This is a genomic window from Novosphingobium sp. ERW19 (genome assembly GCF_012641315.1).
In the GTDB taxonomy this organism is placed as follows: domain Bacteria; phylum Pseudomonadota; class Alphaproteobacteria; order Sphingomonadales; family Sphingomonadaceae; genus Novosphingobium.
Window position 1 is genome coordinate 22,330 of record NZ_JABAIC010000004.1, and the last position, 22,970, is coordinate 45,299.

27 protein-coding genes and 1 pseudogene are annotated in these 22,970 nt (G+C 64.3%); 12 read left to right on the forward strand and 16 right to left on the reverse strand.

Annotated elements, in window-relative coordinates; all coding sequences use genetic code 11:
* The first annotated feature begins 10 nt into the window (after positions 1-10).
* Positions 11-277, forward strand: coding sequence for a GlsB/YeaQ/YmgE family stress response membrane protein (locus HGI46_RS08650; RefSeq protein ID WP_039337201.1), 267 nt, complete (start codon positions 11-13; stop codon positions 275-277).
* Between the two features lie 72 nt (positions 278-349).
* The gene (locus tag HGI46_RS08655) at positions 350-634 is read left to right on the forward strand and encodes a hypothetical protein (RefSeq protein ID WP_206065633.1); all 285 of its coding nucleotides are present in this window, start codon (positions 350-352) and stop codon (positions 632-634) included.
* A 75-nt stretch (positions 635-709) separates the two neighbouring features.
* Here the strand turns inward: HGI46_RS08655 and phhA are convergent, their stop codons facing one another.
* A complete protein-coding gene (phhA, locus tag HGI46_RS08660) occupies positions 710-1,648 on the reverse strand; it encodes a phenylalanine 4-monooxygenase (protein ID WP_240946670.1) in 939 nt (312 codons plus the stop codon).
* A 188-nt stretch (positions 1,649-1,836) separates the two neighbouring features.
* Between phhA and rpmG the strand changes: the two genes are divergently transcribed.
* The 6 genes from rpmG to ribA all read left to right on the forward strand — a co-directional run bounded on the left by rpmG (position 1,837) and on the right by ribA (position 5,897).
* A complete protein-coding gene (gene rpmG, locus HGI46_RS08665; protein ID WP_011446825.1) occupies positions 1,837-2,004 on the forward strand; it encodes a 50S ribosomal protein L33 in 168 nt (55 codons plus the stop codon).
* A gap of 97 nt (positions 2,005-2,101) precedes the next feature.
* A complete protein-coding gene (locus HGI46_RS08670) occupies positions 2,102-2,773 on the forward strand; it encodes an outer membrane lipoprotein carrier protein LolA (RefSeq protein WP_168903872.1) in 672 nt (223 codons plus the stop codon).
* 636 nt (positions 2,774-3,409) lie between these two features.
* On the forward strand, positions 3,410-3,700 hold the full coding sequence (locus HGI46_RS08675; protein ID WP_206065634.1) for a HigA family addiction module antitoxin: 291 nt from the start codon (positions 3,410-3,412) through the stop codon (positions 3,698-3,700).
* A 56-nt stretch (positions 3,701-3,756) separates the two neighbouring features.
* Positions 3,757-3,984 carry a hypothetical protein gene (locus HGI46_RS08680; protein WP_168903873.1) on the forward strand — a complete coding sequence of 76 codons (228 nt, stop codon included), beginning with the start codon at positions 3,757-3,759 and terminating at the stop codon, positions 3,982-3,984.
* Between the two features lie 60 nt (positions 3,985-4,044).
* Entirely contained in the window at positions 4,045-4,836 is a 792-nt protein-coding gene (locus HGI46_RS08685; RefSeq protein ID WP_168903874.1) for an exodeoxyribonuclease III, read from the forward strand.
* Positions 4,833-5,897, forward strand: a complete 1,065-nt coding sequence (gene ribA / locus HGI46_RS08690) for a GTP cyclohydrolase II (protein ID WP_168903875.1) — start codon at positions 4,833-4,835, stop codon at positions 5,895-5,897. The genes HGI46_RS08685 and ribA overlap by 4 nt, the downstream gene beginning before the upstream one ends.
* Here the strand turns inward: ribA and HGI46_RS08695 are convergent.
* From HGI46_RS08695 to HGI46_RS08725, 7 genes and pseudogenes are all read right to left on the reverse strand, one after another.
* A complete protein-coding gene (locus tag HGI46_RS08695; protein ID WP_168903876.1) occupies positions 5,894-6,196 on the reverse strand; it encodes a hypothetical protein in 303 nt (100 codons plus the stop codon). The genes ribA and HGI46_RS08695 overlap by 4 nt on opposite strands.
* A 53-nt stretch (positions 6,197-6,249) precedes the next feature.
* Entirely contained in the window at positions 6,250-6,594 is a 345-nt protein-coding gene (locus HGI46_RS08700; protein ID WP_168903877.1) for a hypothetical protein, read from the reverse strand.
* A gap of 60 nt (positions 6,595-6,654) precedes the next feature.
* On the reverse strand, positions 6,655-7,650 hold the full coding sequence (locus HGI46_RS08705) for a right-handed parallel beta-helix repeat-containing protein (RefSeq protein WP_168903878.1): 996 nt from the start codon (positions 7,648-7,650) through the stop codon (positions 6,655-6,657).
* A gap of 111 nt (positions 7,651-7,761) precedes the next feature.
* On the reverse strand, positions 7,762-8,064 hold the full coding sequence (locus tag HGI46_RS08710) for a hypothetical protein (RefSeq protein WP_118072575.1): 303 nt from the start codon (positions 8,062-8,064) through the stop codon (positions 7,762-7,764).
* Complete coding sequence (locus tag HGI46_RS08715) at positions 8,057-8,269, reverse strand: hypothetical protein (RefSeq protein WP_084279467.1); 213 nt, start codon at positions 8,267-8,269, stop codon at positions 8,057-8,059. The genes HGI46_RS08710 and HGI46_RS08715 overlap by 8 nt, the downstream gene beginning before the upstream one ends.
* Positions 8,270-8,281: 12 nt before the next feature.
* Positions 8,282-9,190, reverse strand: coding sequence for an SPFH domain-containing protein (locus HGI46_RS08720; RefSeq protein WP_168903879.1), 909 nt, complete (start codon positions 9,188-9,190; stop codon positions 8,282-8,284).
* Between the two features lie 411 nt (positions 9,191-9,601).
* Positions 9,602-10,213 (reverse strand): annotated as a pseudogene (locus HGI46_RS08725) (ribonuclease D); the annotation flags it as partial.
* A 186-nt stretch (positions 10,214-10,399) separates the two neighbouring features.
* On the opposite strand from HGI46_RS08725, the gene cysD reads away from it, so the two are divergent.
* The 3 genes from cysD to HGI46_RS08740 are packed head-to-tail and all read left to right on the forward strand — an operon-like array spanning position 10,400 to position 13,561.
* Positions 10,400-11,323: a sulfate adenylyltransferase subunit CysD gene (gene cysD / locus HGI46_RS08730; RefSeq protein WP_118072577.1), complete on the forward strand. Its 924-nt coding sequence runs from the start codon at positions 10,400-10,402 to the stop codon at positions 11,321-11,323.
* Complete coding sequence (gene cysN / locus HGI46_RS08735) at positions 11,323-13,257, forward strand: sulfate adenylyltransferase subunit CysN (RefSeq protein ID WP_118072578.1); 1,935 nt, start codon at positions 11,323-11,325, stop codon at positions 13,255-13,257. The genes cysD and cysN overlap by 1 nt, the downstream gene beginning before the upstream one ends.
* 31 nt (positions 13,258-13,288) lie before the next feature.
* A complete protein-coding gene (locus tag HGI46_RS08740; protein WP_118072579.1) occupies positions 13,289-13,561 on the forward strand; it encodes a DUF2061 domain-containing protein in 273 nt (90 codons plus the stop codon).
* Positions 13,562-13,566: 5 nt separating this feature from the next.
* Here HGI46_RS08740 and HGI46_RS08745 read toward each other — a convergent pair whose 3' ends face one another.
* Positions 13,567-14,871 carry a UDP-glucose/GDP-mannose dehydrogenase family protein gene (locus HGI46_RS08745; RefSeq protein WP_168903880.1) on the reverse strand — a complete coding sequence of 435 codons (1,305 nt, stop codon included), beginning with the start codon at positions 14,869-14,871 and terminating at the stop codon, positions 13,567-13,569.
* Positions 14,872-14,969: 98 nt separating this feature from the next.
* Here HGI46_RS08745 and ung point away from each other — a divergent pair, with 98 nt between their 5' ends.
* Positions 14,970-15,653 (forward strand): uracil-DNA glycosylase, encoded by a 684-nt coding sequence (ung, locus tag HGI46_RS08750; RefSeq protein WP_168903881.1) that lies wholly within the window; start codon positions 14,970-14,972, stop codon positions 15,651-15,653.
* 52 nt (positions 15,654-15,705) lie between these two features.
* On the opposite strand, the gene HGI46_RS08755 is transcribed toward ung, so the two are convergent.
* From HGI46_RS08755 to purE, 7 genes are all read right to left on the reverse strand, one after another.
* A complete protein-coding gene (locus tag HGI46_RS08755; RefSeq protein ID WP_082013469.1) occupies positions 15,706-16,122 on the reverse strand; it encodes a DUF3035 domain-containing protein in 417 nt (138 codons plus the stop codon).
* Entirely contained in the window at positions 16,119-16,637 is a 519-nt protein-coding gene (lspA, locus tag HGI46_RS08760; RefSeq protein ID WP_168904171.1) for a signal peptidase II, read from the reverse strand. Before lspA ends, HGI46_RS08755 begins: the two co-directional genes overlap by 4 nt.
* A complete protein-coding gene (ileS, locus tag HGI46_RS08765) occupies positions 16,637-19,669 on the reverse strand; it encodes an isoleucine--tRNA ligase (protein WP_168903882.1) in 3,033 nt (1,010 codons plus the stop codon). The genes lspA and ileS overlap by 1 nt, the downstream gene beginning before the upstream one ends.
* A 327-nt stretch (positions 19,670-19,996) precedes the next feature.
* Positions 19,997-20,920: a bifunctional riboflavin kinase/FAD synthetase gene (locus HGI46_RS08770; protein ID WP_206065636.1), complete on the reverse strand. Its 924-nt coding sequence runs from the start codon at positions 20,918-20,920 to the stop codon at positions 19,997-19,999.
* Complete coding sequence (locus HGI46_RS08775; RefSeq protein WP_346766698.1) at positions 20,917-21,414, reverse strand: dihydrofolate reductase; 498 nt, start codon at positions 21,412-21,414, stop codon at positions 20,917-20,919. The genes HGI46_RS08770 and HGI46_RS08775 overlap by 4 nt, the downstream gene beginning before the upstream one ends.
* Entirely contained in the window at positions 21,411-22,469 is a 1,059-nt protein-coding gene (locus HGI46_RS08780) for a 5-(carboxyamino)imidazole ribonucleotide synthase (protein ID WP_168903883.1), read from the reverse strand. The genes HGI46_RS08775 and HGI46_RS08780 overlap by 4 nt, the downstream gene beginning before the upstream one ends.
* Positions 22,469-22,954, reverse strand: a complete 486-nt coding sequence (purE, locus tag HGI46_RS08785; RefSeq protein ID WP_168903884.1) for a 5-(carboxyamino)imidazole ribonucleotide mutase — start codon at positions 22,952-22,954, stop codon at positions 22,469-22,471. The genes HGI46_RS08780 and purE overlap by 1 nt, the downstream gene beginning before the upstream one ends.
* Between the last annotated feature and the right edge of the window lie 16 nt (positions 22,955-22,970).

The window sequence follows — 22,970 nt, forward strand, 5'->3', positions numbered from 1 at the left end:
GGTACTTACCATGGGCCTTATCATTCTTCTCGTCGTCGGCGGCATTCTTGGCTGGCTCGCCAGCATCGTCATGCGCACCGATGCGCAGCAGGGCATTTTCCTCAACATCGTCGTTGGCATCGTCGGCGCGCTGCTCGGTGGCTTCCTGCTTGCTCCGCTGATTGGCGGCGGTTCCATTACCGACGGCATTTCGGCCGGCACGCTGATCGTTTCGTTCCTCGGCGCCCTGATCCTGCTGGCGATCGTGAACCTCGTTCGTCGCGGTTCGGTTCGCTAAGCCGCGATTTTCTGACTTTCAACCCGAAGGCGGTCGCTCTGGCCGCCTTCTCCATACCTGAAGGGGACTGACATGAAGGCAATTTTCAAGGGCGCGATGATGGCGTCTGTAGTGGCGATGGGCCTTGGCCTTTCGGCTTGCGACAGCGCGCAGGAAAACGCCGCCGAGGATCAGGCTGGCGCCGTGCGTGAATCGTCGGAAGCAGCTGCCGACGCCATGGAAGACAAGGCTGACGCCATGGGCGGCGCTTCGGAAGACGCCATGGAAGCCAAGGCTGACGCCGTCCGCAATGCTGGCGAAGCCAAGGCTGACGCCATGGAAGATCAGGCCGACAAGATGGACAAGACCCCGGGCTGATCCCGTCGTCTGACCGCCTTAACGGCCTAGGAAAGCCCGGCGCACCCTGGAAGGCGCCGGGCTTTTTCGTATCTGTCAGACGGGCGTCGCGCCCGATCCCCGGCCCCCGCGCAGGTGGTATTCCAGCGTCCCACGGTGCAACACGTCGTCGATATCGATCACCGCCGTGTTGGCATAAGTGAAGCCCGCCCCAAGCCCGCGATAGAGCCGATCGAAATCACGCTCCACGGTCTGGTGATAGAGGTCCGCGAAGCTTTCGATCACGAAGTAGGTCGGCTGCAGATCATCGATCACGTAATCGGTCCGCATCACCCGATCGACATTCAGCATGATCCGGTTGGGCGATTGCCCTTCAAGTGCGAATACCGCCTCTGTCGGCCCCGACAGAATACCTGCGCCATAGACCTTGGGCGCACCGTCCTCCATCACCAGCCCGAATTCCACGGTATACCAGTAGAGCGCGCCAAGCGACTTGAGCCGGTTGTAGCGCATCGCCTTCCACCCGGCGCGACCGTACTCCTGCATGTAGTCGGCGTAAGTCGGGTCGGTCAGCATCGGCACGTGGCCGAACACGTCGTGGAAGACGTCCGGCTCCTGAATATAATCGAACGTCTCACGCGTGCGGATGAAGTTGCCTGCCGGGAAGCGGCGGTTGGCGAGGTGCCAGAAGAACACGTGGTCGGGGATCAGCATCGGCACCGGCACGACGCTCCACCCCGTCAGCGCGCCGAGTTCTTCCGAAAGGCGGCCGAAGTCCGGTACACCACCCCGGCCGAGGTCCAGCCGCTGGAGCCCCTGCAGGAAGGCCCTGCACGCCCTCCCCGGCAGCACCTCCATCTGACGAGCATAGAGTTCGTCCCAAATGGTGTGCTCGTCTGCCGTGTAGGCGTGCTGTGCCGGCTCAAGCCAGTCCTCGCCCACGCGCGCGGGGCGCTTGAGCGGCGCGGTGTAGACGCCGTCGGGCATCTCGGGCAGGCTGGCAAAGTCCGTGGCAAGGTTGGCAGGAGCAGTCATCGTCTCTCAATCTGGTTTCTTATGCAACCATTAGCACGAGGCGCCCGTTCCGGCAAATCTCGCTGTCGGTCTGTCCTCGCTTGACTTTGCCCTGATTCTCCCCCAACGGCCCCACCCTGTGACGGCGGCGTGGAAACGCGCCGCCACATTCGTTTTCAGTTTCGCGCGCGAAAGTTCAGGATAGAGCCATGGCAAAGCCCACCACCGTCAAGATCCGTCTGGTCTCGACCGCTGACACCGGCTTCTTCTACGTGACCAAGAAGAATCCCCGCAACACGACCGAGAAGATGACCTTCCGCAAGTACGACCCGGTCGTGCGCAAGCACGTCGAGTTCAAGGAAGCGAAGATCAAGTAATCAGCGCATCTGCGCTTTACCCGTGAAGCCCGTCCCGCCATTTTCGGAACCGGGACGGTTCACGGCGAGTTCAACGCCGACACTGCAAGGAACGGCGATGAACAATACAATCTTCTCGATTCGCAAGATGGGCCGCCCGGTAACCTATTCCGCTGCGGCCCTTTCGCTTGCCTTCGCTGCGGCCACGCCCGCAATGCTTCTCGCGCCCACCGTGGCGCAGGCGCAAGCCTCCGACATCGATCGCGCGGTCTCTGCGCTGCGCGGCATCACCACGCTGCGCGCAAACTTCACGCAGACCGATCGTTCGGGCCAGAGCGTTTCGGGCGTGCTGACGATGAAGCAGCCCGGCAAGATCCGCTTCCAGTATCAGAAGGGCGTGCCCCTGCTGATCGTGGGCGACGGCCGGGCGCTGACCATGATCGACTACGAAGTCCGTCAGGTTCAGCGCTGGCCGATCGGCAACAGCCCGCTGGGCGCGCTGCTCGATCCCAGGAAGGACGTGGCGCGCTTTGCCAAGCAACTGCCCACCGGCGATCCGGGCGTGATCAGCCTCCAGGTGCGCGACCCCAAGCATCCCGAATACGGCACGATCACCATGATCTTCGTGCGCAAAGCCGGCGCGCCCGGTGGCCTGCAGCTCGATTCGTGGGTCGCCCTCGATTCGCAGAACAAGCGCACCACCGTCCGCCTCTCGGGCCATCAGTACGGCGTGGCGGTGAACGACAGCACCTTCCGCTGGACAGATCCGCGCCGTCCCGTGACGCGCTGATCTAGCGAAACATCCACCCTCACTTCGTCATCCCGGGCTTGGCCCGGGATCCCGCTTCCTGAGCGTTCGCCAAATAGCGGGACCCCGGATCAAGTCCGGGGTGACGAATGAATTTTTGAAGGGGTTACTCGTGCCCCACCACCACCCATCGTCGCAAACCATCACCTCACCCCCCAACCGTTCACCCCCTGCGACAAGCTGCGACCAACCTGCAGACACCGTTCATCGGGGCGCAAGCGAGGCGGGCGTAGAACGGTTTTCGACGAGGCGGTCGAGGCGGGTTTCCCCCCTGTTGCCCGGTCTCCTGGAGACCGCCGCGTCAAGCGTGACGAACGCAAATGGAACCCTCGGACCAATGCCCCCGGTCCGAGGGTTTTGTTTTATCATCCGATCTTCGCCCCCTGCGCGGCTGCGGACGGCAGCCTTCTTGCGCTTCCGGTGCTCACGACCATCAAGGTCGCTGCGCGCCGGTTCTCGAAGACCACCATCCTCGCTCACGCAGGAGACGAAGCTCGAACGATAAAATCGCGCCTCAATCCTCCCCGTTTTTCCGGAGGACAAACGGGGAGGGGGACCGCCGGCGGAGCTGGTAGTGGAGGGGTGGAATCACGCGCCGAACGGTATAGGGTGCGGCCCATGACCATGATGTACAACCCTCCCCATCCCGGCGAACTGCTTCGTGACGAGGTTATCGAAGCGCTGAACCTGTCCGTCACCGAGGCGGCCAGCCGCCTCGCGATGTCGCGCGTCGCCCTCTCGCGCGTGCTGAACGGCAAGGCGGGCATCAGCCCTGATCTGGCGCTGCGGCTTGAACAGGCAGGGGCAAGTACAGCCCGGGCGTGGCTGGCGATGCAGGCCAACTATGACCTGTGGCGCGCGCGACAGCATGCGCAGCCTGCTGTTCGGCGGTTGCAGGAGGCAGCTTAAGAAGTGCTGTTATGCTAAGACAGGAGATGCGCTGGAATTCTGGTGGACATGCTGCAATGATCCTTGCCGCCGTCCTTTATGCAATTGCGCAAGCGGCCCTCGATTTCCCGGCTCCTAGCGTGTTTGCGTTGATTGGGTTGTTTATCGCGGTGCCTATTGCGGCTGCCGCCGCTATCATCACGCGCAAATCGGAAAAAGGCAGCTTCAAGCGCGGCTTCGCTACCTGGAGTGCGGCGGTTCACAGTGTATTCGCAGTTGTGTTTGCTGTCATGGCTTTGCGGTAGCTTTGACTGCACACCACATCCCATCTAGCAATCACCCCCCCGCAACCCTAAAGCAGCGCCATGATCTCGGTTGCCACATGGAACATCAATTCGGTCCGCTTGCGCGCCGATCAGGTCGAACGTTTTCTCCTGCACGAATCGCCCGACGTGCTGTGCCTGCAGGAGATCAAGACGCCGGAGAACCTGTTCCCGCACGAGGTGTTCGAGAAGCTCGGTTACACCCACCGCGCGGTCCATGGGCAGAAGGGCTACCACGGCGTCGCCACCGTCAGCCGCATCCCGTTCCGCGATTTCAGCAAGCATGACTGGCAGGACAATGGCGAGGCGCGGCACATCGGCGTCGAGCTGCTCGGGCCGGGCAACGGGCTGATCGTCGAGAACGTCTACATTCCCGCAGGCGGCGACGTGGCCGACCGCGCGGTGAACCCCAAATTCGGCCAGAAGCTCGACTTCCTCGAACGCATGACCCGCTGGGCCGAGAAGATCGAGCGCCCGACGCTGATCACCGGCGATTTCAACATCGCCCCGCTGGAATGCGACGTCTACGACCACAAGGCGCTGCTCAAGGTCGTCAGCCATACGCCGATCGAGGTCGAGACGCTGCAGCGCTTTGCCGATGCCCACGGCTGGATCGACCTTGGCCGCAAGCACATCCCCGCGCCCGAACGCAATTACTCGTGGTGGTCCTACCGCTCCTACTGGCGCGCCAAGGATCAGGGCCGCCGCCTTGACCACATGTGGGCCTCGCCCGAAGCTGCCGCGCAGACCCGTTCGCACCGCTTCGTCGAGGAAACGCGCAAGTGGGAGCAGCCTTCCGATCACATCCCGCTCATCACCGAGCTGGATTTGTGAGCGAATCCCGCAACGTAGCAAAGGCGCTCGACGCGCTGCGCCACGGCTGGGCGATCCGCGTGACCGGAACGGACGGCGCGCTCGATCTGCTGCCTGCCGAAACCGCCTTCGCCCAGCCCGGCATCTACGCCGCGCGCCTGCTGATCTCCGCCGCCCGCGCGGCAACGCTGAAACTTGCCAACCAGCGTGACGCTGCCGTTCCGGAAGCGCCGGTGATGATCCACGGCGCAGAGCCGTTCAGCCTCAACTCCGCGCGCAACCTGGCCGACCCGGCGCAGGATCTGGGCTCGCCCTTGCGCGGGCCGTTCAAGGCCGATCCGATCGAGGCGCACGATGCTGCCGTTGCGGCAATGGACATGGCGCGGCTGGCCGGAATCCTGCCCGCATTCCTGCTCTCGACCGGCGTGGAAATCGCGGCGGAGGTTTCGACCGACGACCTCGCGGCGTTCAAGGATCCGCTCAACCTCACCATCCAGGCCCGCGCCCGCCTGCCCGTTCACGCCTGCGAACATGCTGAAATCGTGGCATTTCGTGCGCGGGATGACTTGCGCGAGCACGTCGCGCTGGTGATTGGCACGCAGACCAGCGAGCGCGAGCCGGTGGTGCGCCTGCACAGCGAATGCCTGACCGGCGACATTCTCGGCAGCCTCAAATGCGATTGCGGCCCGCAGCTCGATGCCGCGCTGGCCCGCATGGCCGAGGAAGCCAATGCGGGCGGCTGGGGCGTGCTGCTCTACCTGCGGCAGGAAGGCCGCGGCATCGGGTTGATCAACAAACTGCGCGCCTACGAACTGCAGGACCAGGGCTTCGACACCGTCGATGCCAACGAGCGCCTTGGCCTGCCGAGCGAGGCTCGTGACTTCCCGGTGGCGGCGCGGATGCTTGATCTGCTCGGCGTGCGGTCGATCCGTCTGCTCACCAACAACCCGCAGAAAGTGGCGACTTTGCAGGCACTTGGAGTGGAGGTGACGGAGCGCGTGGCACACCAGCTCCCCGCCAACCCCCACAACCAGCGCTATCTCGACACCAAGCGGGATCGCACCGGTCACTTGCTTCGTTAGAAGGCGCGCCACGCGATCAGCAGCACGGCGAGCGCGATTATCACTGCAAAGCCGAGCGCATAGCCCATGTCCTTGAGTGTGAATTTGTCCACGTTTTCAGAGCGGAAGTGGCGGTAGCCGCGTTCGGCGGCGGGGTTGCTGGCGACGAGCGCAACATCGAGCGCGCTGGCTTCGGAGCGGAACCAGTTGACCATGAGCTGCCGCTCTTCCGGCGTGACATCGGGGTAAGCGGAGAGGAGCGCCTCGACGTGGGCGCGGCGGGCGTCGACTGCTTTCGCAATCGTGGAAGTGTTTGACATTGCTGTATTCCTGACATGTTTTTGAACTGCGCCGGAAGGGCGCGGGCTCAAGGTCAGGAACGTGGTGGCGCCCTTGGCGCAGGCAGCAGTGCGAGCGGCTGCGGTGCGGGGGGCGCGGTTTGCGGGGGCCAGAAACCCTCGGGCTGGAACAGCGCGGGCGCTGCCGGTTCGGGTGCGAGAGCAAGCGGCGGCGGCGGTGCCATCGGCACGGCAACACGTTGAATTTGCGCGCGATTGGCCGGGGCGACCGCCGTGTCCACCGTCGCCGCACTGAAGGCCGAGCCGTGACGCACGGTCACGGGTGCCTCGAACGGGGCAATTGCGTGGGTCAGGACGGTAAGGGCAAGAAGGAGCGCCCAGAGCCGCCCGCCCAGCTTCAGGAGCGGTGAATGCAACATTCCAACTCCAGATAGACTCTCGCGGGCAGAGCGACAACTCCACCCAAACTCGGCGGAACTCTAGCGGGACTCGAAGCGGCTGAGGCCCGCCCCGAGGGCGTTGGCGCCGAGCGCCAGTTTGTCGCCCGACCAGTCCGCGACGAATGCCGACGAACGACTCACTCCCGGCGCAAACCGCGCATCGTTTCCAACAATCGCAAGGCCGGTCGCCGGGTGCGTCTTGCCCTCGGCGGCGATCGCGATGAAGGCGCTGTAGTTTTCCTTGTCGAGGCCCTGGACGAAGACGTTGTCGGCGATGCGACCGGTGGCGCCAGCGGGCAAGTCGATCATGTAATTGGTTGTTTTTCCGGCGGTATCGTCAAAGCTCGACTGGATGACCTCGACGCGGCCCGCGCGGCTTTTCACATAGTGGCCGCCACGCCCAGCTTCGAAGCGGCTGCGGCGGATGGTGACGCTGCCGTAATCGCCGAAGTAGACCGAGTGGGCGCAGGACAATCCGCGGTCGCACCGGCCGAGCCGTGAAAAGGTCGACTTTTCAATGAGAACGGCACCCGCAGGATCGTCGGCGGAGAGAATGCCCTGCTCGCTGTCACGGAACCAGGACTGTCGCACGGTGAGGTTGCCGCGTTCAAGCCGGATCCCCGAGCCATTGGCATCGGGCACGCGGATGTTCTGGAAGATCAGGCCCTCGACCGTGGTGGAGCGGCCGCGCGCGACGATGGCGGCCTTGCCTTCGCAAGCCGCGCCATCGAACACCGTCTGGCCCGGGACTTGCGCGATGAAGCCGACGTCGCCTGCCTGCTGCACCGCGCAATCGCGATAGACGCCCGGTTCGATGCGGATCGTGCCGCTGCCTTCGCCGATGGCGTTCACCGCCTGCTGGAGCGCGGCATAGCTCCGGCCCGTCTCGACCACGGTGTAGGGCGAGCGCTGGCCCTGTGCGAAGAGCGCGGTGGCCGGAATCGTTGCGACCACCGCTATTCCCAGCAGGAAGACGGCAAGGCGCTGGCCACGGTGGCGGCGCTCTCGGGAGGCGAATGGGTTCATCATGCGCATATCTGGTCCCCGGCGATTTCGAACACCGGGGTAGCGCGGAATGATTGACAGGCCCTTATGTTCCGTTGGGAACCGCGGGCCTGTCCGAAGTCACAGGGGCAATCTGCCCGATCAATCGCTCTTGCCCCAGCGCCACTTCCAGCCACCGCGCGTGCGCCTGGCCGAGATCGAGAAGACGACCGCCGTAGCGACGACGAACAACGCAAAGCCAAGCGTGCGAAGGCGTCCGTCGCCGCTGTCGTCGAGCCACTTTACCAGCAGCAGCAGTGCGACGTAGCCGACGATCAGCGCCCAACCCTGCCAGCGGATCGGCAGGCCGGAGCCGAGCCCGAAGCGCTTGGGGGCGAACCAGGCGCCGTCATCGGCGGGCAATTCCGCCTTGGGCGGGCGGGTGGTGTAGCGAGGATCAACCATCACTGTTCTCCGTTTTTGCTGGCCTTCCGCGCTTCACGGGCTCGGCAGCGGCCAGCTTCACGCCGCGTCGGGTCAAGGCCTCGCGCAGCAGCACTTCGATCTGGGCATTGGCTGAGCGCAAGTCGGCCGAGGCCGTGCGCTCGATCGCGGCGAACAGAGCCGGATCGATGCGCAATGGAAAGGCCTTCTTCGGACTTGGCGCCATGGCTCGCGCGCCTTACTGGTAAAGCGTGCCGGTGTTGACGACCGGCTGGGTATCACGCTCGCCACAGAGCACGACCATCAGGTTCGAGACCATGGCGGCGCGGCGTTCGTCATCCAGTTCGACCACGTTCTTTTCCGAAAGCTGGGTAAGCGCCATTTCGACCATCGAGACTGCGCCTTCGACCAGCTTCTTGCGGGCCGAGATCACGGCTTCGGCCTGCTGGCGGCGCAGCATGGCCCCGGCAATTTCGGGCGCATAGGCAAGGTGGGTGAGCCCGCATTCGTCAACCGTGATGCCCGCCAGAACCAGCCGCGCGTTGAGTTCGGTGCGCAGTTCGGCGTTGATCTGATCGTGGTGGCCGCGCAGCGTGACCTCGTGATGCTCGATATCGTCATAAGGGTAGCGCGAGCCGATCGAGCGCACCGCGCTTTCGATCTGGACGAAGACGAAGGCCTTGTAGTCATCGACATCGAACAGGGCCTGCGCGGTATCGGACACGCGCCACACGACGTTGGCAGCGATCTCGATCGGGTTGCCGCGCAGGTCGTTGACCTTGAGCTTTTCCGAAACGACGTTGTTGGCGCGGACCGAGATCTTGGTCTTGGTCATCCACGGCCAGACCCAGCGCAGCCCGTGGTTGCGGTCCGTGCCGCGATAGGAGCCGAACAGGTTGATCGCCGCGGCCTGGTTGGGCTGGATCATGTAGAAGCCCGAAGCGATGAACACGATGACAACCGGCAGCGCGGCGATCGTGGCGATGAAGCCGGGCACGGCATCTTCCGACGGGTTGCCGCTGGCAAAGCCCAGCACCCGTGCGCCGGTGAGGATCACCAGCACGACCATGAGGACCAACATGAGATAGCCACTGATCGACCAGGCGCCCCTTTCGGTGCTGGCAGAATGCGTCTTCGACTCGGACATCGGAGATTCCCCTTAAATCTGATATCAAATTAATATCAAATCTGGTTGCAGGTGCAAGCGGATTTGGAGAGAGGTTTATGCCGTGCCGCTTGCCCACCCCCGACCCCTCCCGCCTGCGGGAGGGGGGCGTTGCGTCCTGCAGGTCTGACGTGCGGCACGATCCTTTACGCGCCCCAGCACATCCCTCTTGCAATCCGGACCGAATCACTCCACATTATCTGAGCGGACCGGGCCCCTCTGGCGCGGCGTTCTGGCCATAGTGGCAGTTCGCTTCGTGATGTCGGACCGCATCGGGTAATGCCGATGCCATGCGGGTCCGGGTCTCTTTCCCCTCGTTTCGGACTTTGGCCTCGCGGGCTTCGGCATTCCCGATCGTAGCAATTGCTCGACTAGGGAGCTTTTCATGTCCGCGTGGCTGAAGATGTCGCGCTCGGCCCAACCGGCAAGGTCGAGCCGGGCACGCATCGGCAGAAAATCGAAGCAGGCCTGCGCCATCGCCGTGCGGCCTTCACGCTCCAGCCGCTCGACCAGGATCGTGTGCATGGCATGAAGGTGGCGCACGTCGGATGCGGCGTATTCCTGTTGCGCATCGGACAGCACCGGCCCGCCCCAGTCGCTTGACTGCTGCTGCTTGGAAATCTCCTTGCCGAGCAGTTCGCGCACCAGATCTTTGAGACCGTGGCGGTCGGTATAGGTGCGCACCAGCTTCGAGGCGATCTTGGTGCAGAACACCGGTGCCGCAACGACGCCGAGGTAATGCTCGATCGCCGCCAGGTCGAAGCGCGCGAAGTGGTAGAGCTTGATCCGCGAGGGATCCGCCAGAACCGCTTTAAGGTTGGGCGCGGCAAAGCTGCTGCCCGGCGAGAAGCGGACGAGATGTTCGTCGCCGCGGCCGTCGGAAATCTGCACCACGCATAGCCGGTCGCGCGGGGTGATAAGCCCCATGGTTTCGGTGTCGACGGCGACGGGACCCGGCGCAAGCACGCCCTCGGGAAGGTCTTCTTCGTGGAAATGAACTGCCATCCCTGTCGCTTAGGCGGTTGGGCAAGTGCCCGCAAGCTTTCAGTCCCCCAACGAGCGGCGGCGCGTGCCTATCAAGCTGTCGTTTCGAGGGAGAAAGTATTGCCTGCGCGCCATGCTCCCAAATGGGAGCGCACGGGGTACTGCAAATCGCGCAAGGAGCGGCAACGCAATTACGGAGCGAGAGCCGTGGCATTCGACGCCAAGACCCTGACCCACCTCGAACGCCTGGAATCCGAGGCGATCCACATCATGCGCGAGGTCGTCGCCGAGGCGACCAATCCGGTGATGCTCTATTCCGTCGGCAAGGACAGCGCGGTGATGCTGCATCTCGCGCGCAAGGCCTTCTACCCCTCGCCGCCGCCGTTCCCGCTGCTCCATGTCGATACCACGTGGAAGTTCAAGGACATGTACGCGCTGCGCGACAAGATGGCGGCAGAGAGCGGCATGGAACTGCTCATCTACCAGAACCCGGAAGCCGCCGAGAAGGGCATAAACCCGTTCGACCATGGCTCGCTCCACACGGACATGTGGAAGACCGAAGGGCTCAAGCAGGCGCTCGACAAGTACGGCTTCGACGCGGCCTTTGGCGGCGCGCGGCGCGACGAGGAAAAGAGCCGCGCCAAGGAGCGCATCTTCTCGTTCCGCACCGCCAGCCACGGCTGGGATCCCAAGAACCAGCGCCCCGAACTGTGGAACTTGTACAACGCACGCAAGAACAAGGGCGAATCGATCCGCGTATTCCCGATCTCGAACTGGACCGAGCTCGACATCTGGCAGTACATCCACCTCAACGACGTGCCGATCGTCCCGCTCTATTTCGCGGACGAGCGCCCGACCTACGAGTGGGAAGGCCAGCTGTTCATGGCCGACGATATCGAGCGCCTCGAGAAGGTGCTGAGCTATCGCCCCGAAATCACCATGAAGTCGGTCCGCTTCCGCACATTGGGCTGCTTCCCGCTGACCGGGGCAGTCGAAAGCACTGCCAAGACGCTGCCCGAAGTCATTCAGGAAACCCTGCTGACCACCACCAGCGAACGCCAGGGCCGCGTGATCGACAAGGATGCCGGTGGCGCCGGCATGGAAGTTAAGAAGCAGCAGGGGTACTTCTGATGACGGAAACGACACTTGGGCAAGACGTCATCTACAAGACCGAAGCCCTCATCGCCGAGGACATCGACGCCTATCTCGAACAGCATCAGCACAAGACCATGCTGCGCTTCATCACCTGCGGGTCGGTGGACGATGGCAAGTCGACGCTGATCGGCCGCCTGCTCTATGATTCGAAGATGATCTTCGAAGACCAGCTCGCCGCGCTCGAGAACGATTCGAAGAAGGTCGGCACGCAGGGACAGGACATCGACTTCGCGCTGCTGGTTGACGGCCTCGCCGCCGAGCGCGAGCAGGGCATCACCATCGACGTCGCCTATCGCTTCTTCAACACCGAGAAGCGCAAGTTCATCGTCGCCGATTGCCCCGGCCACGAGCAGTACACCCGCAACATGGTCACCGGCGCCTCCACGGCCGACCTCGCGGTGATCCTGATCGACGCGCGCAAGGGCGTGCTGGTGCAGACGCGCCGCCACTCCTACCTGTGCCACCTGATCGGCATCCGCAACATCGTGCTGGCCGTGAACAAGATGGACCTGGTGAACTACGATCAGGCCACCTTCGACGCCATCGTCAAGGACTACGGCGAGTTCGCGAAGTCCATCGGCATCGAGAGCTTCACCGCCATGCCGATTTCCGGCTTCAAGGGCGACAACATCACCACGCCTTCGGCCAACACGCCATGGTATCAGGGACCGACGCTGGTCGAGCACCTCGAAACCGTCGAAGTGCTGTCCTCGGTCGATGCCGACAAGCCGTTCCGCATGCCGGTGCAGTGGGTCAACCGCCCCAACCTCGATTTCCGCGGCTTTTCTGGCCTGATCGCTACCGGCTCGGTCAAGCCGGGCGACGAAGTGCGCGTCCTGCCTTCGGGCAAGACCAGCAAGGTCACCCGCATCGTCACGCTTGACGGCGATCTCGAACAAGGGGTTGCCGGACAGTCGGTCACGCTGTGCCTGGCTGACGAAGTCGATTGTTCGCGCGGGGACGTGATCAGCCTTGCCGACAATCCCCCGCAGGCCGCAGACCAGTTCGAGGCGACTCTCGTCTGGCTCAATGACGAAGCCATGCTGCCGGGGCGCGCCTACTGGCTCAAGCTTGCCACGCAGACCGTTTCGGTCACCGTGCAGCAGCCGAAGTACGTCGTGAACGTCAACACGATGGAGCAGCTTGCTGCGAAGACTCTGGAGTTGAACGCCATAGGCGTGGCCGAGATCGCCACCGACAAACCGCTGGTGTTCGAGGCCTACGGCGACAACCGCACGCTCGGCGGCTTCGTGCTGATCGACAAGATGAGCAACGCCACAGTCGCCGCCGGCATGCTCAACTTCTCGCTGCGCCGCGCCCAGAACGTGCACTGGCAGGCGCTCGACATCAGCCGCGAGGCCCATGCCGCGCTCAAGCGCCAAAGCCCCAAGGTGCTGTGGTTCACCGGCCTGTCGGGCTCTGGCAAGTCGACCATCGCCAACCTGGTCGAGAAGCGCCTGCACGCCGTGGGCAAGCACACCTTCCTGCTGGACGGCGACAACGTGCGCCATGGCCTCAACAAGGATCTCGGCTTTACCGAGGCCGACCGCATCGAGAACATCCGCCGCGTCGGCGAAGTCGCGCGCCTGATGACCGATGCCGGCCTGATCGTGCTGACCGCCTTCATCAGCCCGTTCCGCGCCGAGCGCGAGATGGTGCGCGGGTTGATGGCGACGGGTGAATTCGTCGAAATCTTCGTCGACACCCCGCTGGAAGTAGCCGAGGCGCGCGACGTCAAGGGCCTCTACAAGAAGGCGCGTTCCGGCCAGCTCAAGAACTTCACCGGCATCGACAGTCCCTACGAAGCACCCGAAAACCCGGACTTCCGCGTCGATACCACCCAGGAATCGCCCGAGGACGCAGCCGAGCGCATCGTGAATGCCCTTCTCGGCTGGGCTCCGACGATCTAGGCAAGCATCTCTGGCCGGGAGGGAACCGCCAATGATTCTGTTTCACGGACACGAGGCGCACACCCGCTCGATCGTCAAGGCGATCAGCTGGCGGACGCTGGGAAGTATCGACACGTTCCTGCTTGGTTGGCTGTTCACCGGCAGCGCCAAGGCTGCCGGCGCTATCGCCGGGACCGAAGTGATCACGAAGATCGGGCTCTATTACTTCCACGAGCGCGTGTGGAGTTCGATCCACTGGGGCACCCAGCGTCCCGCTGTGGAAGATGAGGACGCCGCCATCAGCGCCGAGGCAGGCCTGGTCTGACCTTCTCAGACCCGGCCGATGCTGCTGTAGGCAAAGCCTGCCGCACGCGCCTCGGCCGGGTCATAGACATTGCGCAGGTCCACCAGCACCGGCGCATTCATCAGGCTCTTCACCCGGGCAAAATCAAGCGCGCGGAACGCATCCCATTCGGTGACCAAGGCGACCGCGTCAGCTTCCGCGACGGCTGCATAAGTCGATGCTGCCATCGTCACCTCAGGCATGATCTCGGCCGCGGCCTCCATGCCTTCCGGATCGTAGGCCACCACTTCGGCCCCCGCATCGAGTAGCGTCTGCACGATCGCAATCGAGGGGGCATCGCGCATGTCGTCGGTGTTGGGTTTGAACGTCAGCCCGAGCAGCGCCACGCGCTTGCCCCGCGCATCGCCGCCAAGCGCCTCGATCACCTTGCGGCCCATCGCGCGCTTGCGGCTGTCGTTGACCTTTACCACCGCTTCGACCAGCCGCACCGGGCTGTTGTAATCCTCGGCGGTCTTGAGCAGCGCCAGCGTGTCCTTGGGGAAGCACGATCCGCCATAGCCCGGCCCGGCGTGCAGGAATTTCGAACCGATGCGGTTGTCGAGGCCGATGCCCCGCGCCACGTCCTGCACGTCGCCGCCGACCTTCTCGCACAGATCCGCCATCTCGTTGATGAAGGTGATCTTGGTGGCGAGAAAGGCATTGGCGGCGTACTTGATCAGCTCACTGCTGCGGCGCGAGGTAAACAGGATCGGCGCCCGGTTGAGGAACAGCGGGCGATAAACCTCGCGCATCACGCCGCGCGCCCATTCCTCCTCGGCACCGATGACGATGCGGTCAGGCCGCTTGAAATCGCCGATCGCGGCGCCCTCGCGCAGAAATTCAGGGTTGGATACCACGGCGAACCGCACATCGGTTCCGCTCTCGCGAATGATCCGCTCCACCTCGTCGCCGGTGCCTACCGGCACAGTCGATTTGGTCACCACAACAGTCGGCGTCCTGATGTTCTCCGCCAGTTCCTGCGCCACGGCATAGACATAAGTCAGGTCGGCGTGGCCATCACCCCGGCGTGAAGGCGTGCCCACGGCGATAAAGATTGCCGCAGCATCTTCGATGGAACTGGCAAGATCGGTCGAGAATGACAGGCGTCCGGCCTTGACGTTGGCGGCGACCAGCTCGGCAAGGCCCGGCTCGTAGATCGGCATGACGCCGGCGCGCAGCCGCTCGATCTTGCTCTCGTCCTTGTCGATGCACACCACATCGTGGCCGAAATCGGCAAAGCAGGCTCCCGAAACCAGCCCGACATAGCCCGAGCCAACCATTGCGATCTTCATCAAAGCACTCCGTACAGCCATGCGCTGTTAGCAAGCACCGGCCCGTCCCGGAACCCTGCTTGCGGGTGGGCCTCCTAACCGTCTAACCTTTCGCCAAGATGACCATCATTTCCTTGCCCGAAAGCTGGCGACCGAGCCTCGAACCGGTCCTGCATTCCCCCCCCTTGCGCGATCTGGACGCCTTCCTCGACGCCGAAGAGCGGTCGGCCAAGGCCATATACCCGCCACGCGATGCGCGCCTCGCCGCGCTGGAACTCACGCCGCTCGATCAGGTGCGCGTGGTCATCCTCGGGCAGGACCCGTACCACGGCCCGGGCCAGGCGCACGGCCTCGCCTTCTCGGTACAGCACGGCGTCAGGATCCCGCAGAGCCTGGTGAACATCTACAAGGAGCTCGAAGCCGACCTCGGCATCCCCCGCGCCCCCCACGGCAACCTGACGCGCTGGGCGCAGCAAGGCGTGCTGCTGCTCAACAACGCGCTGACTGTCGAGGCGGCCCATGCCGGCTCGCATCAGGGCATGGGCTGGGAACTGCTCACCGATGCCGCCGTCGAAGCTGTCGCCTCGCGGCCCGATCCCACCGTGTTCATGCTGTGGGGCAGCCATGCGCAGAAGAAGGCAGCGCGGATCGGCGCCCTGCAGAACGGCCCGCATCTCGTGCTGAAGGCGCAGCACCCCAGCCCGCTCTCGGCCTACAAGGGCTTCTTCGGTTCGAAACCGTTCAGCCAGGCCAATGCCTTCCTCGAAACCCATGGCCGTGGTGCGATAGACTGGCGCGTCTGACGCAAAAAGCCCCGCCGGAGCGGGGCTTTCACATCACACGCAAGCCGAAAACTCAGCCCGGGATAGAAGCCGAAGCGGCCTGACCGTCACCTTCCGGCGCGGCGAGGATGTCGCGCACGACTTGGCCCTTGGCCACGGTCTGCGTCGCGGGATCGCCCACGGTCGAGCGGATCGAGGCGGCGGCCGTGCCCGCACGATTGAGAGCGTCGGTCTCGACGCTGGAGCGCGCCGAAGGACCGCCGAACAGGGTTTCGAGCGTCTGCTTGCCGGTTTCCGAATCCTGCGGACGCGGCGCGCCGGGGCTCGGCGGGGTCAGCGCGAAATCGGGCGGCACCACCAGCGGCGCAGCGCGGGTCACTGCCATTTCATCGGGACGGTCACGGTTGAACAGCGAACCGCCGCCACCGCAGGCCGAGAGCAGGGTCGCCCCCGAGACGACAAGAGCAAGGGCGGCAGCTTTACGCATCATGCATTCTCCGTGGCGGTATGGTCGCCGCTATCGTTTGGCTTTTCGCGCGATTTGAACGAGCGGGCAAGCAGTATCAGGACGCCGAACGTGATCGCCACGTCGGCCAGATTGAAGATGGCGAAAGGCCGCCATCCGCCGATGTGCAGGTCGGCATAATCGATCACATAGCCCAGCGTCAGCCGGTCATAGATATTGCCGAGCGCTCCGCCCAGCACGAGCCCCAGCGCCAGGATATCGCCCCGCAAGGTCTCGCGCAGCATCCACACCGTCACGCCCAGTGCGATGAGCGCGGTGACGATGATCAGCCCGTACCGCATCTCCATCGATGTCGCCGTGAACATGCCGAACGAAACGCCGTAATTCTCAGCATAGCGCAGGTCGAAGAACGGCAGCAGGTCAATCACGCCAATGTCGCGCAGCATCAGCGGGCCGACCATCACCGCCTTGACGATCCGGTCGACCACCGCGACCAGCAGTGCAAGGCCAAGGCCCTCGATGCGCGGGCGCGCCAGCATCAAGCGACCGCGCCTGCGTCAATCGCCGTCACGACCGCGTCGCAACGGTTGCACAGGTCGCCGTCTTCCGAAACTTCCGGAAGCAGGCGCCAGCAACGGCCGCACTTGTGGTCGGTGGAACGGGTGACGGTCACGTCACTGCCCTGCCCGCGATTGACTGTCGCGGTGATGAACAGCTCTGCGAGATCGGCCTCCGGCGCGCTGTCCGGCACGGTCACCACAGCTTCCAGCCCCGAACCCAGCACCTTCTCGCGGCGCAGCGGCTCGATGGCTTCATTCACCGTCTGGCGCAGCGCGCGAAGTTCACTCCAGCGCGCTTCGTCCACCGAAACCGCGGGCACCTCCGGCCATTCCAGCAGATGCACGCTGTCGCTGCCCGGATAGCGCGAGGCCCATACCTCTTCCGCCGTGAACACCAGCACCGGCGCGCCATAGCGGACCAGCGCGTGGAACAGGGTGTCGAGCACGGTGCGATAGGCGCGGCGCTTGGGGTCCGTCACCGCGTCGCAGTAGAGGCAGTCCTTGCGGATATCGAAGAAGAAGGCCGAAAGGTCCTCGTTGCAGAAGTCGGTCAGTGCGCGGACATAGGTGTTGTAGTCGAAGTCCTCGACGGCCTGCTTCAGCGTGGCGTCCAGCTTGCCGAGCAGGCCGAGCATGTACTGCTCCAGCTCGGGCATATCCGCCACCGGCAGCCGCTCGTCCTCGCTAAAGCCGTCCAGCGCGCCGAGCAGGTAGCGGTAGGTGTTGCGCAGCTTGCGGTACTGGTCGGCAACGCCCTGGAGGATCTCCTTGCCGATGCGGTGGTCCTCGGTGAAGTCGACCGAGAGCGCCCAGAGCCGCAGGATATCCGCGCCGTAATCGCGCATCAGGTCGATCGGGCTGATCGTGTTGCCCAGGGACTTGGACATCTTCATGCCCTTCTGGTCCATGGTGAACCCGTGCGTCAGCACCGCGTCGTAAGGCGCACGCCCTCGCGTGGCGCAGGATTCCAGCAGCGAAGACTGGAACCAGCCGCGATGCTGGTCCGACCCTTCAAGATAGAGATTCGCCGGCCATTGCAGGTCCGGCCAGCGCCCCGATTCCAGCACGAAGGCGTGGGTGGAGCCGGAATCGAACCACACGTCGAGAATGTCGGTGACGCGCTCGTAATCCTCGAGCTTGTACTTCTCGCCCAGGTACTCCTGCGCCCGTTCCTCGTCCCACGCATCCACGCCCTCGGCCATGACCGCCGCGACGATGCGCGCGTTGACGTCCGGATCGTTGAGGTACTGCCCGGTCTTGCGATCGACGAACAGCGTGATCGGCACGCCCCAAGCGCGCTGGCGGGAAAGCACCCAGTCAGGGCGGCCCTCGACCATCGCACCGATGCGGTTGCGGCCCTTCTCGGGGACGAAGCGCGTGTCGGCGATGGCTTGGAGGGCGATCTCGCGCAAAGTAGCCCCTCCGTCAGCGCTACGCGCTGCCACCTCCCCATTTGGTTCCACAAAATGGGGAGGATTTGATCCTCCCTGTTTCTCCGCAGGATAAACGGGGAGGGGGACCGCCGCCGCAGGCGGGGGTGGAGGGGTAATCGCCCGATCCATCGGCACGAACCACTGCGGCGTGCAGCGATAGATCACCTTGGCCTTCGAACGCCACGAATGCGGGTAGGAATGCTTGTAGTCGGCACTTGCCGCCAGCAGCCCGCCAGCGTCGCGCAGGGCCTCGCAGATCGGGCCGTCGGGCGCGTTGAACTTGGGATTGATGACCGATCCCTGTCCGCCGAGCCAGCCCCAGTCCTCACGATACTTGCCATCGCCCTGCACCGCGAAGACCGGCTCGATCCCGTGCGCCTTGCACAGCGCAAAATCGTCCTCGCCATGATCGGGCGCCATGTGGACAAGGCCGGTGCCGCTGTCGGTGGTGACGAAATCGCCGGGCAGCATCGGGCGCGGCTTGGCGAAGAAGCCGCCGAGCGCGTGCATCGGGTGGCGGCAGACGGTTCCGGCGAGATCGGAGCCCTTGATTGAGGCATCTACATCCGAATCTGGATCGACGAACTCTTGGAGAGATGGTGCTCCATCGTCACCGAATTCGAGCGCCTTTGCTGCCTTGTTCAGGCGATCCGAGAAGGAGGTCGCCAATTCTTTCGCAACAAGAAACTTGGAAATCCGGTTGGTATGGAAAGGCAGACCGGCTGCCGCCAACACCTCGTTGACCCGCTTGTCGCCACTCGCGCCAACTCCAACAGTATCCGCTGTGACAGACAGCAGCACATACTCAACCTCAGGCCCATAAGCCAAAGCCTGGTTCACCGGGATCGTCCAAGGCGTCGTCGTCCAGATCACAGCATGCGCGCCGACCAGTTCGGGGATCGGCGACTCAACAATCTCGAACGCCACGTCGATCTGCGTCGAGACGATGTCCTCGTACTCGACCTCGGCCTCGGCCAGCGCGGTCTTTTCGACCGGGGACCACATCACCGGCTTGGCCCCGCGATAGAGCTGGCCGCTTTCGGCAAACTTCAGCAGTTCGCGCACGATGGTGCCCTCAGCCTGACTGTCCATCGTCAGGTAGGGGTTGTCCCAATCGCCATTGATGCCGAGGCGCTTCAGCTGCTCGCGCTGCACGTCGACCCACTTCTGGGCATAGGCGCGGCATTCGGCGCGGAATTCCTTTGGCGGAACCTCGTCCTTGTTCTTCTTCTTCTTGCGGTACTCTTCCTCGACCTTCCATTCGATGGGCAGGCCGTGGCAGTCCCAGCCAGGCACATAGGGCGCGTCCTTGCCCAGCAGCGTCTGGGTGCGGCAGACCATGTCTTTCAGGATATGGTTCAGCGCATGACCGATGTGCATGTCGCCATTGGCATAGGGCGGGCCGTCATGCAGGATGAACTTTTCGCGGCCTTTGCGGCTTTCGCGGACCTTCTGATAAATCCCTTCATCCTGCCAGCGTTGCAGGATCACCGGCTCCTTCTGGGGCAGGCCAGCCTTCATCGGGAAATCGGTCTTCGGCAGGAAGACGGTCGGGCGGTAGTCGCGTTGCTCGGTCATGACCGGCGGGCCTTAGCGCTGCTGTGGGCTTTGCGCAATTTTTCTGGCGTGGCGGGAGAGTCGTTTCGCGCAGAGGCGCAGAGGGGGCAGGGATCGCAGAGAAGTTTGCGGGCTTCGCCCGGAATGTCTCACGCAAAGACGCAAAGACGCAAAGAGATCGGTAGCGCCGCAGGCCTTGATTGCCTATCGTCTGGAGCGCCAGCGGGTCAAGGCGGCTTCGCCGCAAAGCGCTACACCTTCGCGTCTTTGCGTCTTTGCGTGAGAATATTCTACTCTTCTCCGCGCCCTCTGCTTTCTCTGCGCCTCTGCGTGAAACAGAATCCGCCGCTACGCCAGCAACTCGCGCGCCCGTTCGCAATCGCGCTCCATCTGCGCCACCAGCGCATCCAGCCCATCGAACTTCGCCTCGGGCCGCAGGAAGTGGTGGAACGCTACCTCGATTTCCTGCCCATAGAGATCGCCGGCAAAATCGAAGAAGTGCGGCTCGAGCAGTTCCTTGGGCGGATCAAACGTCGGGCGAATGCCCAGATTGGCAGCGCCCTTGAGCACGCGCCCGTCAGGCAGACGCCCGGTCACCGCGTAAATGCCATAGCGCGGGCGCAGGTACATGCCGATGTCGAGGTTGGCGGTGGGGAAGTTGATCGTCCGGCCCAGCTTGTCGCCATGCTGCACCATGCCCCTGATCGCGAAGGGCCGCGTCAGCAGCTTCGTCGCCGCCTCGCAATCGCCCGATTTCAGGGCGTCGCGAATGCGGCTGGAGGAGACAACCTCGCCCTCCAGCGTGACCGGCCCCACCGCGCGCGCGCGCAACCCGAAGCGTGGCCCGTCTTCGCGCAAGACCTGCGCATTGCCGCTGCGGCCCTTGCCGAAGGTGAAGTCCTCGCCTGTGACAACGCCCACCGCACCGAGATGCCCGACCAGCCCCGCCTCGATCCACTCGAGCGCGGTCATCCCGGCAACGTCCGCGCTGAAGTGGATCACCAGCATGGCATCGGCCCCCGCCGCGCCGAACAGCTCCTGCCGCTGATCCAGCGTGGTCAGGCGGAACGGCTCGGCATCGGGCTTGAAGTGCCGCACCGGATGCGGATCGAACGTGGCGACGATGGCCGGACGCCCCTCCGCCTTGGCCCAGCGGATCGCCTCGCCCACCACGGCCTGATGCCCGAGGTGGAACCCGTCGAAGTTGCCGAGCGCCACGATCCCGCCGCGCATGTCTTCCGGCACTGGCTGCAGGCTGTCGAGGCGGATCATGCGCCAGCCTTGGCGTAAGTGACGAAATCGAAAGCAGGTCTGCCAGACTCAGCCGGATGCACGTCGCGCGATACCTCTGTCCACTCCGGTCCGAGCGGCTCCATCACGGTATCGCCCTCGAACTTTCCGTGTATCTCGGTCAATTCCACGCGTTCGGCAAGGGGCATGAACAGGCGGTAGATCTCCGCCCCACCGACGACAGCGACTTCGCCCGCTCCCGCAATCGAGAGCGCCTGCTCGACGGAGGTCGCCACTTCCGCCCCGTCAGCGCTCCACCCGCCATCGCGCGTCAGCACGATATGACGGCGACCGGGCAGCAGGCCCGGCAGGCTCTCGAAGGTCTTGCGGCCCATGATCATGGGCTTGTTCATGGTCAGCGCCTTGAACCGCTTCAGGTCCGCAGGCAGCCGCCACGGCAAGGCATTGTCCTTGCCGATCACGCCATTGGTGGCGCGGGCATAGATCAGGAAAAGTCCGGGTCGAACCCCGCTCACAGCACCAGCCGCGTCACGTGGCCCATCTTGCGCCCCGGCCGCACTGCCGCCTTGCCATACAAGTGCAGGTGATTGGCGGGGTCGGACAGGATCGCTGGCCAATCGTGCGCGTCATCGCCGATCAGGTTGTCCATGACCACGCCCTTGGCCGCCAACGCGGTCGATCCCAGTGGCAAGGCGCAGATCGCCCGCACGTGGTTCTCGAACTGGCTGGTGAGCGCGCCCTCGATAGTCCAGTGCCCGGAATTGTGCACGCGTGGCGCCATCTCGTTGAACACCGGGCCGTCCGCCGTCGCGAAGAATTCCAGCGTCAGCACGCCGACATAGTCCAGCGCATCGGCCACTTTCGCTGCCAGCGCCCGTGCCTCTTCAACCTGTGCGACAATCACCGGCGAGGCCGGCACGGTCGAACGATCCAGAATGCCGCCCTTGTGCACGTTCTCGGCGCTGTCCCAGAAGCGCACCTCGCCCGCTTCGGTGCGCACGAGGATCACCGAGAACTCGGCGTCGAAGGTCACGAAGCCTTCGAAGATGAGCGGCTTGCCAGGCAGCTCTACCGCGTCGACGTCCGACGCCTGCATGATCCGCCACTGGCCCTTGCCGTCATAGCCATCGCGCCGCGTCTTGAGGATGCCCGGTGCGCCGATGCTGGCCACCGCCGCGCGCAGGTCCTCCATCGTATCGACCGTCGCCCAAGGCGCGGGCCGACCGCCCAAGCCTTCCACGAACGACTTCTCGTTCACCCGGTCCTGCGCCACTTCCAGCGCCCTGGCCGGAGGATGCAGCGGCGCATGCGCGGTCACCGCAGCCAGAGGTGCCGCAGCCACGTTCTCGAACTCGTAGGTCACGACCGCACACTGCGCGGCAAAATCCGCGAGCGACGCCTCGTCGTCATACGCGCCTTGCGTGAACGCCGCACAGACATCGGCGGCAATCGAATCCGCTTCCGGCGCATATACGTGGCAGCGATAGCCCAGGTTCGCCGCCGCCAGCGCGATCATCCGGCCAAGCTGGCCGCCCCCGAGGATGCCGATCGTCTCGCCGGGAGGGATCATCAGACCGGCTTCTCCGCCACCGAATCGGTCTGCGCGGTGCGGAAGGCGATCAGCCGCTCGGCCAGTGCCTCATCCGACGTCGCAAGAATCGAAGCGGCAAGGATGCCCGCATTCGTCGCCCCCGGAACGCCGATCGCCAGCGTGCCGACCGGTATGCCACCCGGCATCTGCACGATCGACAGCAGCGAATCCATGCCCTTCAGCGCCTTGGACTCCACCGGCACGCCGAGCACCGGCAGGTGGGTCATTGATGCGACCATGCCTGGCAGGTGCGCCGCGCCGCCAGCGCCAGCGATCACCACCTTGAAGCCTTCAGTGTGCGCGCCCTTGGCAAAGCTCACCAGCCGCTCGGGCGTGCGGTGGGCCGAGACGATGCGGCATTCGTGCGCCACGCCGAGCTTCTCCAGCACGGCAGAGGCGTTCTTCATCGTCTCCCAGTCGGACTGGCTGCCCATGACGATGGCGACCAAAGGCTTCTCAGACATCTCCCGCCCCCTTCAG

Excerpts from the sequence above, each read along its gene's own strand:
- HGI46_RS08700 (WP_168903877.1), bottom strand. The coding sequence starts at position 6,594 with ATGTTGCATTCACCGCTCCTGAAGCTGGGCGGGCGGCTCTGGGCGCTC.
- HGI46_RS08745 (WP_168903880.1), bottom strand. The coding sequence starts at position 14,871 with ATGAAGATCGCAATGGTTGGCTCGGGCTATGTCGGGCTGGTTTCGGGA.
- phhA (WP_240946670.1), bottom strand. The coding sequence starts at position 1,648 with ATGACTGCTCCTGCCAACCTTGCCACGGACTTTGCCAGCCTGCCCGAG.
- HGI46_RS08685 (WP_168903874.1), top strand. The coding sequence starts at position 4,045 with ATGATCTCGGTTGCCACATGGAACATCAATTCGGTCCGCTTGCGCGCC.
- HGI46_RS08655 (WP_206065633.1), top strand. The coding sequence starts at position 350 with ATGAAGGCAATTTTCAAGGGCGCGATGATGGCGTCTGTAGTGGCGATG.
- lspA (WP_168904171.1), bottom strand. The coding sequence starts at position 16,637 with ATGCTGGCGCGCCCGCGCATCGAGGGCCTTGGCCTTGCACTGCTGGTC.
- HGI46_RS08715 (WP_084279467.1), bottom strand. The coding sequence starts at position 8,269 with ATGGCGCCAAGTCCGAAGAAGGCCTTTCCATTGCGCATCGATCCGGCT.
- HGI46_RS08770 (WP_206065636.1), bottom strand. The coding sequence starts at position 20,920 with ATGATCCGCCTCGACAGCCTGCAGCCAGTGCCGGAAGACATGCGCGGC.
- cysN (WP_118072578.1), top strand. The coding sequence starts at position 11,323 with ATGACGGAAACGACACTTGGGCAAGACGTCATCTACAAGACCGAAGCC.
- HGI46_RS08680 (WP_168903873.1), top strand. The coding sequence starts at position 3,757 with ATGATCCTTGCCGCCGTCCTTTATGCAATTGCGCAAGCGGCCCTCGAT.
- HGI46_RS08710 (WP_118072575.1), bottom strand. The coding sequence starts at position 8,064 with ATGGTTGATCCTCGCTACACCACCCGCCCGCCCAAGGCGGAATTGCCC.
- HGI46_RS08675 (WP_206065634.1), top strand. The coding sequence starts at position 3,410 with ATGACCATGATGTACAACCCTCCCCATCCCGGCGAACTGCTTCGTGAC.
- HGI46_RS08740 (WP_118072579.1), top strand. The coding sequence starts at position 13,289 with ATGATTCTGTTTCACGGACACGAGGCGCACACCCGCTCGATCGTCAAG.
- HGI46_RS08755 (WP_082013469.1), bottom strand. The coding sequence starts at position 16,122 with ATGATGCGTAAAGCTGCCGCCCTTGCTCTTGTCGTCTCGGGGGCGACC.
- HGI46_RS08780 (WP_168903883.1), bottom strand. The coding sequence starts at position 22,469 with ATGATCCCTCCCGGCGAGACGATCGGCATCCTCGGGGGCGGCCAGCTT.
- ung (WP_168903881.1), top strand. The coding sequence starts at position 14,970 with ATGACCATCATTTCCTTGCCCGAAAGCTGGCGACCGAGCCTCGAACCG.
- ileS (WP_168903882.1), bottom strand. The coding sequence starts at position 19,669 with ATGACCGAGCAACGCGACTACCGCCCGACCGTCTTCCTGCCGAAGACC.
- HGI46_RS08705 (WP_168903878.1), bottom strand. The coding sequence starts at position 7,650 with ATGCGCATGATGAACCCATTCGCCTCCCGAGAGCGCCGCCACCGTGGC.
- purE (WP_168903884.1), bottom strand. The coding sequence starts at position 22,954 with ATGTCTGAGAAGCCTTTGGTCGCCATCGTCATGGGCAGCCAGTCCGAC.
- HGI46_RS08650 (WP_039337201.1), top strand. The coding sequence starts at position 11 with ATGGGCCTTATCATTCTTCTCGTCGTCGGCGGCATTCTTGGCTGGCTC.
- rpmG (WP_011446825.1), top strand. The coding sequence starts at position 1,837 with ATGGCAAAGCCCACCACCGTCAAGATCCGTCTGGTCTCGACCGCTGAC.
- HGI46_RS08670 (WP_168903872.1), top strand. The coding sequence starts at position 2,102 with ATGAACAATACAATCTTCTCGATTCGCAAGATGGGCCGCCCGGTAACC.
- HGI46_RS08695 (WP_168903876.1), bottom strand. The coding sequence starts at position 6,196 with ATGTCAAACACTTCCACGATTGCGAAAGCAGTCGACGCCCGCCGCGCC.
- HGI46_RS08720 (WP_168903879.1), bottom strand. The coding sequence starts at position 9,190 with ATGTCCGAGTCGAAGACGCATTCTGCCAGCACCGAAAGGGGCGCCTGG.